We start from the raw sequence: 12843 nt of genomic DNA on the forward strand, positions 1-12843 counted from the left end.
GGCAGCCGCCGCATCGGCCCGCGCCTTGTGCAATTTTTTGTAGCTGTCGATCAGGCGGTGATGTCTGTCGAGGCCTTCCAGTTTCATGCTGGTTGGCGTCAACCCGAAGAAGCGCACGCTGCCGTCCACCGATCCCATTACCGCGTCCATCCGCGCGTCGCCGAACATGCGGCGGAAGTTGACCGCGTAGTCGTCCAGTTCCAGATCGTCATCGAGCATGACTTCCAGCACCACGTTCAAGGCCTGGTAAAACAATCCGCGCTCGACCGTGTTGTCGTTGTATTGCAGGAAGGCGCCCACCATATCCTGCGCTTCTTCGAACTGCTGCAAGGCGAGCTGAATCAGCAGCTTCAATTCGAGCACCGTCAATTGCCCCCAGACCGTGTTCTCGTCGAATTCGATGCCGATCAGGGTAGCGATATCGGAGTACTCATCGAGCTCGCTGTTCTCCAGGCGTTCAAGCAGCGCTTCCAGAGCGGCATCGTCCAGGCGATGCAGGTTCAGGATATCGGCGCGGAACAACAAGGCCTTGTTGGTGTTGTCCCAGATCAGATCCTCCACCGGGTAGACCTCCGAATAACCGGGCACCAGGATCCGGCAGGCGATGGCGCCCAATTGGTCATACACCGCCACGTACGCTTCCTTGCCCATCTCTTTGAGGATGCCGAACAAGGTCGCGGCCTCTTCGGCGTTGGAGTTCTCTCCCTGGCCGGTAAAGTCCCATTCCACAAATTCGTAATGCGCCTTGGAACTGAAAAAGCGCCACGACACGATGCCGCTGGAATCGATGAAATGTTCGACGAAGTTGTTCGGCTCGGTCACCGCGTTGCTCTCAAAGGTCGGCTGAGGCAAATCGTTCAGGCCTTCGAAACTGCGTCCCTGCAGCAACTCCGTCAGGCTGCGTTCCAGCGCCACCTCGAAGCTCGGGTGCGCACCGAACGAGGCGAAGACGCCGCCGGTGCGCGGATTCATCAGGGTGACGCACATCACCGGGTAGATCCCGCCCAGCGACGCATCCTTCACCAGCACCGGAAAACCCTGTTCTTCCAGGCCCTTGATGCCGGCAAGGATGCCGGGATATTTCGCCAGTACTTCCTGCTGCACGTCGGGCAGGGTAATCTCGCCTTCCAGGATTTCGCGCTTGACCGCGCGCTCGAAAATTTCGGACAGACATTGCACCTGCGCTTCGGCCAGCGTATTGCCGGCGCTCATGCCATTGCTGACGAACAGGTTTTCGATCAGGTTGGACGGAAAATACACCACCTCGCCGTCCGATTGCCGCACGTACGGCAACGAACAAATGCCGCGCTTTGCATTGCCGGAGTTGGTGTCGACCAGATGCGTGCCGCGCAGCTCGCCGTCGGGGTTATAGATTTCCAGGCAGTAATCATCCAGGATTTCTTTCGGCAGCGCATCCTTGCGACCCGGCTTGAACCAGCGTTCATTGGGATAATGCACGAACTCCGCGTCGGCGATGTCTTCACCCCAGAACGCACCTGCGTAGAAATGGTTGTTGTTGAGGCGCTCGATATACTCGCCCAGGGCCGACGCCAATGCGCTTTCCTTGGTCGCGCCCTTGCCGTTGGTAAAACACATCGGCGAGTGCGCATCGCGGATGTGCAGCGACCATACATTGGGAATGATATTGCGCCACGACGCGATTTCGATCTTGATGCCCAAGTCCGCCAGAATGCCCGACATATTGGCGATGGTCTGCTCCAGCGGCAGATCCTTGCCAAGGATAAAGGTGCTGGCGTCGGCAGCCGGCTTCAGCGTCAGCAAGGACTGCGCATCGGCATCCAGGTTCTCCACTTCTTCAATGATGAAGTCCGGACCTTCCTGCACCACCTTCTTTACGGTACAGCGTTCAATGGAGCGCAGGATGCCGCGACGGTCGCTCTCTTCGATATCCGCCGGCAACTCCACCTGGATCTTGAATATCTGCTTGTAACGGTTTTCCGGATCGACAATGTTGTTCTGCGACAGACGAATATTTTCGGTAGAGATGTTGCGGGTGTTGCAGTACAACTTGACGAAATAAGCCGCGCACAGCGCCGATGAAGCCAGAAAATAGTCGAAAGGCCCGGGTGCCGAGCCGTCGCCCTTGTAGCGGATGGGCTGGTCAGCGATGACGGTGAAGTCGTCGAACTTGGCTTCAAGACGCAGCTTATCGAGGAAGTTGACTTTAATTTCCATGGGGGAATTCCAAAAATGATGCTCTAAATGATGTTGCAGCCATTATCCGCCACCGCACTGGCGCTCAGAATACAAAGCCCTGTAAAAACAGGGCTTTGTATTTAATCAACCAGCGAATGATATTTCCTGAAAGGAGATATCACTCCCACTCGATCGTCGCAGGCGGCTTGCCCGAGATGTCGTAGACCACGCGATTGATGCCGCGCACTTCGTTGATGATGCGGTTCGACACGCGGCCCAGCAGCTCGTGCGGCAGATGCGCCCAATGCGCCGTCATGAAGTCCTGCGTCTGCACGGCGCGCAGCGCCACCACGTATTCGTAGGTGCGGCCGTCGCCCATCACGCCCACCGATTTCACCGGCAGGAAAACCGCAAACGCCTGGCTGGTCTTTTCGTACCAGCTTTGACCGTCGGCTTCCTTGGTGTTGCGCAGTTCTTCGATGAAGATCGCATCGGCGCGGCGCAGCAGGTCGGCGAATTCCTGCTTCACTTCGCCGAGGATGCGTACGCCCAGGCCCGGCCCCGGGAACGGATGACGATAGACCATCTCATGCGGCAGGCCGAGCGCCACGCCCAGTTCGCGCACTTCGTCCTTGAACAGTTCGCGCAGCGGTTCCAGCAGCTTCAGGTTCAGCGTCTCCGGCAGGCCGCCGACGTTGTGGTGGCTCTTGATGGTGTGCGCGCCCTTCTTGCCCTTGCCGGCGCTTTCGATGACGTCAGGGTAGATCGTGCCTTGCGCCAGCCACTTGGCGTTCTTCAGCTTGCCGGATTCGACCTGGAACACTTCCACGAATTCTCGGCCGATGATCTTGCGCTTGGCTTCCGGATCGGTCACGCCGGCCAGGTGGCCCATGAACTGATCGGTTGCATCCACGTGGATGACCTTGACGCCGAGGTTCTTGCCGAACATGTCCATGACCATCTTGCCTTCGTCGAGGCGCAACAGGCCGTGGTCGACGAACACACAGGTCAGCTGATCGCCGATGGCGCGATGGATCAGCGCTGCGGCGACGCTGCTGTCGACGCCGCCGGACAAACCGAGAATGACTTCATCCGTGCCGACTTGCTGGCGGATCGATTCGACCGCTTCGGCGATGTAATCAGGCATGTTCCAGTCCGATTTGCAGCCGCAGATGTCGTGCACGAAGCGGCCCAGCAACGCCTTGCCTTGTACCGTATGCGTGACTTCAGGGTGGAACTGCACGGCGTAGAAACGACGGTCTTCGTCGGCCATGCCGGCAACCGGGCAGTTGCCGGTCGAGGCCATCAGCTTGAAGCCGTGCGGCATTTCATTGACCTTGTCGCCGTGGCTCATCCAGACCTTCAACATGCCATGGCCTTCGGCCGTGGTGAAGTCGGCGATATCCTTGAGCAACGCCGTGTGGCCGTGGGCGCGCACTTCGGCGTAACCGAACTCGCGCAGCTTGCCGTTTTCAACCTTGCCGCCCAGCTGCTCAGCCATGGTCTGCATGCCGTAGCAGATGCCCAGCACCGGCACGCCCAGTTCGAACACCGCGAACGGTGCGCGCGGCGTGTCGCCTTCGGTCACGCTGTTCGGGCCGCCCGACAGAATCACGCCGGACGCACCGTAGTTGCGGACGAATTCGTCGCTCACGTCATAAGGAAAGACTTCGGAAAACACCCCGGCTTCGCGCACGCGACGCGCGATCAGCTGGGTGACCTGGGAACCGAAATCGATGATCAGAATTTTTGAGTGCATGGCAGTGATGGTAGGCAAGTTTGAAATTATTTCAGCGGCAAAAATAAGTCAAAAGGCCGCAACTCGAAAAGGAGCGCGGCCTTTTGTCTCTATCCTTGCCTTGCTTAGTCGGCGCGGTAGTTAGGAGCTTCTTTCGTGATCTGCACGTCGTGGACATGCGACTCGCGCATCCCCGCCGAGGTGATTTCGACGAACTCGGCTTTTTCACGGAATTCATCGATGGTGGCGCAACCGCAATAGCCCATGGAAGAACGCACGCCGCCAACCAGTTGATACAGGATCGCCAGCACGCTGCCCTTGTAGGCGACGCGGCCTTCGATGCCTTCCGGCACCAGTTTTTCGGCGTTGTTTTCGCCGTCCTGGAAGTAGCGGTCAGCCGAACCGTCGGTCATGGCGCCGACGCTACCCATGCCGCGATACGACTTGTAGCTGCGGCCCTGGAACAAGATCACTTCGCCCGGCGCTTCTTCGGTGCCGGCGAACATGCTGCCCATCATGACGCTGGAGGCGCCTGCGGCCAATGCCTTGGAAACGTCGCCCGAGAAGCGGATGCCGCCGTCGGCGATAACCGGTACGCCGGTGCCTTCGAGCGCTTTGGCGACGTTGGCGATGGCGGAAATTTGCGGCACGCCGACGCCTGCCACGATACGGGTGGTGCAGATCGAGCCCGGACCGATACCGACCTTGACCGCGTCCGCGCCGTGTTCGACCAGCGCCTTGGCAGCTGCGCCGGTGGCGATGTTGCCGCCGATCACGTCAACGTGCGGGAAACGGGTCTTGACCCATTTGACGCGGTTCAATACGCCTGCAGAGTGACCGTGGGCGGTGTCGACCACCAGCACGTCCACGCCGGCGGCGACCAGCAGCTCGATGCGCTCATCGTTGTCAGGACCGACGCCAACGGCGGCGCCGACCCGCAGTTTGCCCTGGCTGTCTTTGCTGGCGAACGGGTGGGCGGTAGATTTCTGGATATCCTTGACGGTGATCAGGCCGCGCAGCTCGAAGTTGTCGTTGATGACCATGACGCGCTCGAGGCGGTGCTTGTTCATCAGGCGCTTGGCTTCTTCCGGATCGGCGCCGTCCTTGACGTAGACCAGCTTGTCGCGCGGCGTCATCTTGGCGCGTACTTCGGCGTCCAGATCTTCTTCAAAGCGCAGGTCGCGGTTGGTGATGACGCCAACCAGAGCGCTGCCCTCGACAACCGGGAAACCGCTGATGCCGTGCAATTCCGACAAGGCGATGACTTCGCGGATCTTCATGGTCGGCGGGATCGTGATCGGATCGCGCACCACGCCGGATTCAAAACGCTTGACCTTGGAAACCTCGCGCGCTTGCTCCTTCGGCGTCAGGTTCTTGTGAACGATACCGATACCGCCTTCTTGTGCGATGGCAATTGCCAGGCGCGCTTCAGTCACGGTGTCCATTGCCGCGGAAATAAGCGGAATGTTCAGGCGAATGTTGCGTGTCAGACGCGTGGCAAGGGAAGTATCTTTAGGGAGGATGTCCGAGTAAGCCGGGACGAGGAGCACGTCATCGAATGTGAGTGCTTTTTGGAGAAGACGCATAGCATTTCCTATAGGCGCAAAAGCGAATTATACAGAAAACTTTTGCACTCGTCGCGCCGACCTTGATTTTTCCGTCAAATATGCACCCGAGGTGTGGCTAGGCGGCACTTGTTGTCAAAAACGGCAGCCACGCGCGCAGCGCAGTACACCGATGCGCCGGCTCAGCCGCCCTTCTTCCGCACCCGGCGCCGGCGCGAATCCATGGGGTCGGCGATCAACGGCCGGTAGATCTCGATCCGATCATGCTCGCGCAGCACCGTATCGAGCGTTTTCAGCTTGCCGTAGATGCCGACGCGGCAAACGGTCAGGTCGATTGCTGTACACTCCCGCAGCAGACCGCTTTGCATGATGGCCTGCTGCACGGTTGCGCCGGCGTCGACCCGGACCGGCTTGCGGATCTGCAGGTCCGGCGTGGCATAGCAGATCTCGACTTGCAATTGCGTCGTTTCAGCCATATATCTGTTCTGCACGCTTGCAAAAGGAATCGACGAAACTGTTGGCGATCATGCTGAATACCGGCCCGATCACCGACTCCAGGATGCGGCTCGAAAACTCGTACTGCATGTCGAATTCGATCTTGCAGGCATCCTCGCGCAGCGCCTTGAAATTCCAGCGCGCTTCGAAATGCTTGAAGGGACCTTCCACCAGATGCATGGTCATGTTACCCGGGGGCACGTTGGTGTTCTCGGTGGTGAAGGATTGCTTGAGGCCGTGATAGTTGATCTTGAGCCTGGCCTTGAGCTTGTCGCCCTGGCGCTCCTCAACGTCGACGCCACCGCACCAGGGCAGGAATTCCGGGTAATCTTCGACGCGGTCGACGAGCCTGAACATCTGCTCCGCGCTGTAATTGATCAGGACTGTTTTATGTACGACTGCCATGAAAGGTGGTCCGTTTGATAAAATCGCAAAGTTGAAATTTTAACCGACACCACGGATTTTCCGATTAGATGAGTATTGTTGATAATAAAAAGGCCTTTTTCGATTACTTCGTCGAGGAGCGTTTCGAAGCCGGCATCGTCCTTGAAGGCTGGGAAGTCAAAGCCATCCGCGCCGGCAAGGCGCAGATCAAGGAAGCCTATGTGACGATCCGCAATGGCGAGATCTTCCTGTTCGGCGCGCATATCAGCGCCCTGACCAGCACCTCCACGCACGTCCATCCGGAAACCACGCGCACGCGCAAGCTGCTGCTCAACGCCGCGGAAATCGCCAAACTGATCGGGAAAGTGGAACGTTCGGGCTATACGCTGATGCCGCTGAACCTGCATTTCAGCAAGGGCCGCATCAAATGCGAAATCGGGCTGGCCAAGGGCAAGAAGCAGCACGACAAGCGTGAAACCGAAAAACAGCGCGACAGCCAGCGCGAAATCCAGGCTGCCATGAAGACGCACCGCCGCTGATCGGCGACGGTCCCCTCCACGCTCAATTGCATTCGCCGGCCGCCAATCGCAGGCATTCGGCAACCTCCTCCACCACGCAGGACCAATCGCCGCGGACTTTTTGACGGAACACCTTGACCGTCGGATACCAGCGCGAGTTGCCGGTTTGCCATCCCCAACGCCATTCGCTCTCGTACCGCAGCAGCAGCCAGGCGGGCTTGCCCAGCGCGCCGGCAAGATGGATGACGGCGGTGTCGGCGCTGATGACCAGGTCGAGATGACTGATCAGGGCGGCAGTTTCGGCCATGTCGCTCATGGATGTCTCGAAGCGGCGCATGGTCTGCCAGACGTCGATTTCTGCAGCGTCGCACTCCGGTATGTCGCGTTGCAGGCTGATCAGATCCACCGGAATCTCCACCAGCGGCCGCAGATAGCGCAATGGGATATCGCGCGTGTGATTCAGTACGCCGACCTGCCTGCCGGCCCAGGCCAGGCCGACTTTCAGACGATCGTTTTTTTTCTCCGCCGCCCCGCCGAGAATCGCAGCCCATTGTCGGACCGAGTCGCTGTCGGCGCACAGATAAGGCGCGCCGGCCGGAATCGTCGCCAGCTTCCAACTCAAGGCCAGCGGCAAACTCATCAGCGGACAATGAAAATCATGCGGCGCCAGTTCCAGATCGTTGACGACGATGGAGACATGGGGTAGCGCCTCAAAAGAAGACAGCAGCCGGCGCAAGGCTTCCGGCACGCACACCGTCACCTTCGCCGCGCTCTCCGCGATGAGCGGAATATAGCGCGCGAACTGTATCGTATCTCCCAGGCCCTGTTCGGCCCAGAGCAAGATGCTGCGCCCTTCCAGCGAAGGTTCGCCCAGCCATGCCGGTATTTCCGGAAACATTTCCTGTCCTCGCAGCTGTGGAGTTCGCCAACGCGCCTCATGCCGCTGCCAGCCGCCGACAAAGTCGCCTTGCAGCAACAGGCAATGGCTTTGCGCCATCTCGGCTTCGGGAAAATTCGGTTGCAGCGTCAACGCCTGCTCGTAGCACCAGAGCGCCTGGTTCAGGCAATTCATTTTTTGCAGGACATTGCCGCGATTGAAGATGGCGGCGGCATTGGCGGCCGAGTGCGCAAGAATGCGGTCGTAACACAGCACCGCCTCTTCGTGGCGATTCAGATGCAGCAAGACGTTGCCTCGCTGGTTCAGCGCCTGCTGGTGCGACGGCGCAAACACCAGCAAGCGATCGAGCGCCGACAGTGCCTCGTCGAAGCGCTCCAGACGACTCAGCAGCTCCGCCTGCCGGCACCACAGATCGGCATCCTGCGGACGCTCTTCGAGCGCCATCATGGACTGTTCCAGGGCCAGGAACAAGGCGCGCTGGCGAGACTGGCGCGCCTCCAGCAGAGTCGGAAAACGCCTGAGGCAATCGTCATAGGCGGCGATTGCCTCGAGGTAGCGCTCGGTCGACACCAGCAAATCGGCGCGACGCATCAATACCGGAACAAAGGCGGGATCAAGCTTGATGGCCAGGTCCAGCGAGGCCATCGCCTCGTCGGATTTTCCCTGCACATCTGCGGTAATGCTCTGCGTCAGCAAATGCATCAACTCCTGCAGATGTGCGGGATCTTGCAAAAGCTTGTCATGCAGCATGTATCAAATCCATCCCGTCCATGCCGATGCGCCAGGCGTCGAGCGATTCTCCATCGGATTTCCCGCCGGTGATCCGGCTCATGCCGTCGTATTGATGATGTTGCCACTGGGCGGCGTCGCATGCAATTTGGTCGCGATGCTCTGCAGGAAACTGCTCAAGGACGTACCGCCCGAATCGCCAAGCGCGCTCAGCAGATTGGCGAAGCTGCTTTCCAGACTGGTAGCCGTCGACGCAGAACTTGAACTGCTGGAATCGCTGGACGAAGCCGTCGTATCAGTCGATGACGTCCCGGATTCCGCTGCCGACAACGATTGAACCAGTTTGGTGAGATCGGCTTCAAGACGCCCGCCTCCAGGCGGTGGCGGCGGCGGACGATTGGCTGCTGCTGCGGCGGAAGAAGCCGTCGCTGCCGCTACCGCCGAAGCCGAGGTGGTGCTCTCCGTGTCGGTGCTGCTGTCGGTCGATGAGCTGGACGCGCTTTCCGAATGCAAGGCGGTCAGCAGATTTTGCAGAAAGCTGTTCAGCGCCGCGTCGACATTTTGTGTCGAAGTCGTATTGTCGCTGGACGAAGTCGTGACAGTACTGGAAGTCGCTGTATCGGCCTCAAGTGACTCCAGTGCTTGTTTGATGGCATCGATGAAATCGCCGCCGCCTCCATGATGCCGTGGCGGCGGAGGTGGAAAATCGGAAAAACTGACCGTCGCGCTGGTCTGGTCGACACCGCTGACACCGCCCAGGTCGGCCAAGGAAAAAAGACTGTTGCTGGATACGCCGCTGATACTCATGTTGTTCTCCCTCTGACAAGTTGCCCCTTGCATAGACGGATGCCATTCTTTACCGTCATTTGCACCTTGCGGCAAAAACCCGGAAGGTGTTATCTGCCCGCCTGACAAGTATCGGCGATACCCATATGTAAAGCCCGGCTCGGAAGTGTAAATTAGAGTAAATTTAAATTAATGCAAGGCACTTTTCCGCCAGGTCGCAAACATACCGGGCCGACATGCCTCTGTATTGCCTGGAAAACACTGTCCGGAACCTGGGTAGCGATTCCATTTTCCCAAGATCAACCGTCTTCGGAATGCGAGTAAAAATGTGTAAAGATGCGGAGACCAATCGTTACCGTTGTACCGTCCTCGCGCATTTTGGACATATGATTGGAACTCATATCATGAATAATCCAACATGCCGCAGTAATTAGAGAAAGAGATACAAACAACGATGTCAAAAGTATTACTGATAGACGACGACGTTGAACTCGTTGACATGCTCAAGGAATATCTTGAGCAAGAGAAATTCGAAGTCCGCGTCGCCTACGACGGCGAATCGGGGGTTGCCGAAGCCTTGAGCAACCAATATGCCATCGTGGTGCTTGACGTCATGATGCCTCGCCTCAACGGACTTGAAACGCTGCGCCGCATCCGTGCCAAGAGCAATCTTCCTATCCTGATGCTGACCGCCAAGGGGGATGACACCGATCGCATCATCGGCCTTGAGCTCGGCGCCGACGACTACGTCCCCAAGCCTTGCACCCCGCGCGAACTGACCGCCCGGGTGCGCGCCATCCTGCGCCGCACCGTCATCGACAATCCGGATCACAGCCCCTACTCGCCGCTGGCCGTCGGCGCGCTGTCCATGTGGCCCGAACAACGCCGCGCCACCTGGTCCGGCCAGCCCCTGGAACTGACCAGCAGCGAATTCAACCTGCTTGAAGTGCTGGCGCGCAACGCCGGCAAGCCGGTGAGCAAGCAGCATCTTTCCGAACAAGGCCTCGGCCGTCCGCTCGCACGTTTCGACCGCAACATCGACGTGCACCTGAGCAGCATCCGCCAGAAGATCTCCACGCTAGGCAGCGACAAATCCTGCATCCAGACCGTATATCGATTGGGTTACCAGTTCATCAAGGAGTAACCGGTGGGCCGGCTGTTCTGGAAGTTCTTTTTCTTCATCATGGTGGCGCAACTGACCGCCATTATTGGCGTGGGCATCATGTTTTCGTTCGAGAACCGCGAACGCAATCAGCGCGCCACCGAAATCGATCTGAGTCCACCGGCCGTCTTCACCATCCGTTCCGCTGCGGCGACACTGCAATACGGCGGCACGGAAGCCTTGCGCAAACTGATCCTCAACGCCGGGCGTCATCAGGTGTATGCGGTCGACGAAAGCCAGCACGAACTGCTGGGACGTCACGTCAATCCACGGCTGGTGGAGGAAGCGCGCGCCTTGCTGAGCACTGAAGACCATCGCCGCGTGGTGGAAGAAGTCAAAGCTGCCGACGGGCACACCTACCTGCTGTTTCTGCCGTCCCCCTTGCGTCTGGATAATATGCCTGGGGACCGCCATGAGAATCCGCCGCCACCGCCGCCAATGCAACAGCAGCCTCCATTTTTCTTTCCGATGATGCCGATGCTGGTATCGACCGTGGCCAGCCTGTTTTTCGCGATGCTGCTGGCCTGGTATTTTTCGCAGCCGATCCGCCAGCTCAAATCCGCGTTTGCCAATGCGGCTTCGGGTAATCTGGATGACCGCCTGGCGCCGTTGATGAGCAAGCGCAGCGATGAACTGGCCGATCTCGGCCGCGATTTCGACAGCATGACCGATAAACTGCGCGCCCTGATGGAAAGCCAGCGCCGTTTGCTGCACGACGTATCGCACGAATTGCGCTCGCCCATCGCCAGATTGCAAGCCTCCATCGGACTGGCCCGCCTGCAACCGGAAAAGACCGCCGCCACGCTGGAACGTATCGAGCGCGAAGGCGTGCGCATGGACAAACTGGTCGGCGAATTGCTGACGCTATCGCGGCTCGAAGCCGGCGTCACCGGCGCCATGGAAGACCAGATCCGTATCGAAGACTTGCTCGGGGAAATCATCGACGATGCGCGTTTCGAAGCCGAATCCGTCAACCGTCACGTCGACGGCAAGGCCAACAGCGACGTCGTCATCAAAGGCGGCACCGAGCTCCTGTATCGCGCCATTGAAAATGTCGTGCGCAACGCCATCAAGCAAACCGCCATCGACACCACCGTCGGCATCAACACGCAAGTCGACAGCGAGAAACAACACGTACGGATCTCCGTCGTCGACCGCGGACCGGGTGTACCGGAAGATGAACTGCAACTGATCTTCGAACCGTTTTTCCGCAGTACCCGCACGCAAAAAAATACGCACGGTTACGGCCTCGGCCTGACCATCGCGCGCCGCATCATCGAGGCGCATGGCGGCAGCATCCGAGCTTCCAATCGCATAGACGGCGGCTTGTGCGTGAACATCATGCTGCCTTACGACTGCATCGAAACCGCGGCGGCGTCCGCCTGCGACAACGACCGCAACGCGTAGAAAATAGTAAAACCGACTTGCAAAAAAAAGAGCCCGAAGAAGAATCTTCGGGCTCTTTCCATTTGGAACGCATAAGACTATTTTTGCTGCGTCTTCACCACCTGCATGGCGCTGGCGATCAAGGTGCTGATGTCGCCCAGATTGGCCGGCACGATGATCGAATTATTGGTCTTGGCCAATTGCGAGAAAGCCGCGACATACTGCTCCGCCACTTTCAGACTGACCGCATCCGCGCCGCCCGGCGACTGGATCGCGGCGGCGGTCTTGCGCAACGCTTCGGCGCTGGCTTCCGCAATCGCCAGAATGGCGGCAGCCTGGCCTTGGGCGCGATTGATCGATGCCTGCTTCTCGCCTTCGGACTTCGCGATGGAAGCCTCGCGTTCGCCGGTGGCGATGTTGATCTGTTCCTGCTTGCGACCTTCCGATGCGGCGATCAATGCGCGCTTTTCGCGTTCTGCCGTGATCTGCGCCTGCATCGCGTGCAGGATTTCTTTTGGCGGCGTCAAATCCTTGATCTCGTAACGCAGCACCTTGACGCCCCAGTTTTCCGCCGATTCGTCGATGGCGCTGACGATGGCGGTGTTGATGTGATCGCGCTCCTCGAAGGTCTTGTCCAGTTCCATCTTGCCGATCACCGAGCGCAACGTGGTTTGCGCCAGCTGCGTGATCGCCGCAATGTAGTTGGAAGATCCGTAGGAGGCGCGCATCGGATCGGTAATCTGGAAATACAGGATGCCGTCGACCTGCAATTGCGTATTGTCGCGCGTGATGCAGACCTGCGGCGGCACATCCAGCGGGATTTCCTTGAGGACGTGTTTGTAGGCGATGCGGTCGATGAAAGGCACCACGATATTGAGCCCCGGTCCGAGCGTCGCGTGATATTTGCCGAGCCGCTCGACCACCCAGGCGTGCTGTTGGGGCACGACCTTGATGGTCTTGACGACGAAGATGATCGCGATGAAAAAGATGACCAGCGTTACGCTACCGAACATGGAAATTCTCCT

11 protein-coding genes are annotated in these 12843 nt (G+C 58.8%); 3 read left to right on the top strand and 8 right to left on the bottom strand.

The window, feature by feature from the left end; all coding sequences use genetic code 11:
* The 5 genes from PMI16_RS01600 to PMI16_RS01620 form a co-directional block, all read right to left on the bottom strand.
* On the bottom strand, positions 1-2196 hold a 2196-nt coding region (locus PMI16_RS01600), incomplete at its 3' end, for an OsmC domain/YcaO domain-containing protein (protein WP_007875723.1).
* 139 nt (positions 2197-2335) lie between these two features.
* Positions 2336-3916 carry a glutamine-hydrolyzing GMP synthase gene (gene guaA, locus PMI16_RS01605; protein WP_007875726.1) on the bottom strand — a complete coding sequence of 527 codons (1581 nt, stop codon included), beginning with the start codon at positions 3914-3916 and terminating at the stop codon, positions 2336-2338.
* 104 nt (positions 3917-4020) lie between these two features.
* Complete coding sequence (gene guaB / locus PMI16_RS01610; protein WP_007875727.1) at positions 4021-5481, bottom strand: IMP dehydrogenase; 1461 nt, start codon at positions 5479-5481, stop codon at positions 4021-4023.
* Between the two features lie 161 nt (positions 5482-5642).
* On the bottom strand, positions 5643-5936 hold the full coding sequence (locus PMI16_RS01615; RefSeq protein ID WP_007875728.1) for an RnfH family protein: 294 nt from the start codon (positions 5934-5936) through the stop codon (positions 5643-5645).
* Positions 5929-6360 carry a type II toxin-antitoxin system RatA family toxin gene (locus PMI16_RS01620; RefSeq protein WP_007875729.1) on the bottom strand — a complete coding sequence of 144 codons (432 nt, stop codon included), beginning with the start codon at positions 6358-6360 and terminating at the stop codon, positions 5929-5931. The genes PMI16_RS01615 and PMI16_RS01620 overlap by 8 nt, the downstream gene beginning before the upstream one ends.
* 68 nt (positions 6361-6428) lie before the next feature.
* Here PMI16_RS01620 and smpB point away from each other — a divergent pair, with 68 nt between their 5' ends.
* Positions 6429-6878, top strand: a complete 450-nt coding sequence (gene smpB, locus PMI16_RS01625) for an SsrA-binding protein SmpB (protein ID WP_007875730.1) — start codon at positions 6429-6431, stop codon at positions 6876-6878.
* A 22-nt stretch (positions 6879-6900) separates the two neighbouring features.
* Here smpB and PMI16_RS01630 read toward each other — a convergent pair whose 3' ends face one another.
* The gene (locus PMI16_RS01630) at positions 6901-8505 is read right to left on the bottom strand and encodes a tetratricopeptide repeat protein (protein ID WP_007875733.1); all 1605 of its coding nucleotides are present in this window, start codon (positions 8503-8505) and stop codon (positions 6901-6903) included.
* A 78-nt stretch (positions 8506-8583) separates the two neighbouring features.
* Positions 8584-9291 carry a hypothetical protein gene (locus PMI16_RS01635; RefSeq protein WP_007875737.1) on the bottom strand — a complete coding sequence of 236 codons (708 nt, stop codon included), beginning with the start codon at positions 9289-9291 and terminating at the stop codon, positions 8584-8586.
* Positions 9292-9724: 433 nt separating this feature from the next.
* Between PMI16_RS01635 and PMI16_RS01640 the strand changes: the two genes are divergently transcribed.
* Positions 9725-10414 (top strand): response regulator transcription factor, encoded by a 690-nt coding sequence (locus PMI16_RS01640; protein ID WP_007875739.1) that lies wholly within the window; start codon positions 9725-9727, stop codon positions 10412-10414.
* Between the two features lie 3 nt (positions 10415-10417).
* The gene (locus tag PMI16_RS01645) at positions 10418-11839 is read left to right on the top strand and encodes an ATP-binding protein (RefSeq protein WP_007875741.1); all 1422 of its coding nucleotides are present in this window, start codon (positions 10418-10420) and stop codon (positions 11837-11839) included.
* A 77-nt stretch (positions 11840-11916) separates the two neighbouring features.
* Here PMI16_RS01645 and PMI16_RS01650 read toward each other — a convergent pair whose 3' ends face one another.
* Complete coding sequence (locus tag PMI16_RS01650; protein WP_007875743.1) at positions 11917-12831, bottom strand: SPFH domain-containing protein; 915 nt, start codon at positions 12829-12831, stop codon at positions 11917-11919.
* Between the last annotated feature and the right edge of the window lie 12 nt (positions 12832-12843).

It is taken from the genome of Herbaspirillum sp. CF444 (assembly GCF_000282135.1).
Classification (GTDB): Bacteria; Pseudomonadota; Gammaproteobacteria; order Burkholderiales; family Burkholderiaceae_D; genus Herbaspirillum.

What these genes read in the sequence shown, in the direction of transcription:
- guaA (WP_007875726.1), bottom strand. Translation starts at nt 3,916, where the DNA reads ATGCACTCAAAAATTCTGATCATCGATTTCGGTTCCCAGGTCACCCAG.
- guaB (WP_007875727.1), bottom strand. Translation starts at nt 5,481, where the DNA reads ATGCGTCTTCTCCAAAAAGCACTCACATTCGATGACGTGCTCCTCGTC.
- PMI16_RS01615 (WP_007875728.1), bottom strand. Translation starts at nt 5,936, where the DNA reads ATGGCTGAAACGACGCAATTGCAAGTCGAGATCTGCTATGCCACGCCG.
- PMI16_RS01620 (WP_007875729.1), bottom strand. Translation starts at nt 6,360, where the DNA reads ATGGCAGTCGTACATAAAACAGTCCTGATCAATTACAGCGCGGAGCAG.
- smpB (WP_007875730.1), top strand. Translation starts at nt 6,429, where the DNA reads ATGAGTATTGTTGATAATAAAAAGGCCTTTTTCGATTACTTCGTCGAG.
- PMI16_RS01630 (WP_007875733.1), bottom strand. Translation starts at nt 8,505, where the DNA reads ATGCTGCATGACAAGCTTTTGCAAGATCCCGCACATCTGCAGGAGTTG.
- PMI16_RS01635 (WP_007875737.1), bottom strand. Translation starts at nt 9,291, where the DNA reads ATGAGTATCAGCGGCGTATCCAGCAACAGTCTTTTTTCCTTGGCCGAC.
- PMI16_RS01640 (WP_007875739.1), top strand. Translation starts at nt 9,725, where the DNA reads ATGTCAAAAGTATTACTGATAGACGACGACGTTGAACTCGTTGACATG.
- PMI16_RS01650 (WP_007875743.1), bottom strand. Translation starts at nt 12,831, where the DNA reads ATGTTCGGTAGCGTAACGCTGGTCATCTTTTTCATCGCGATCATCTTC.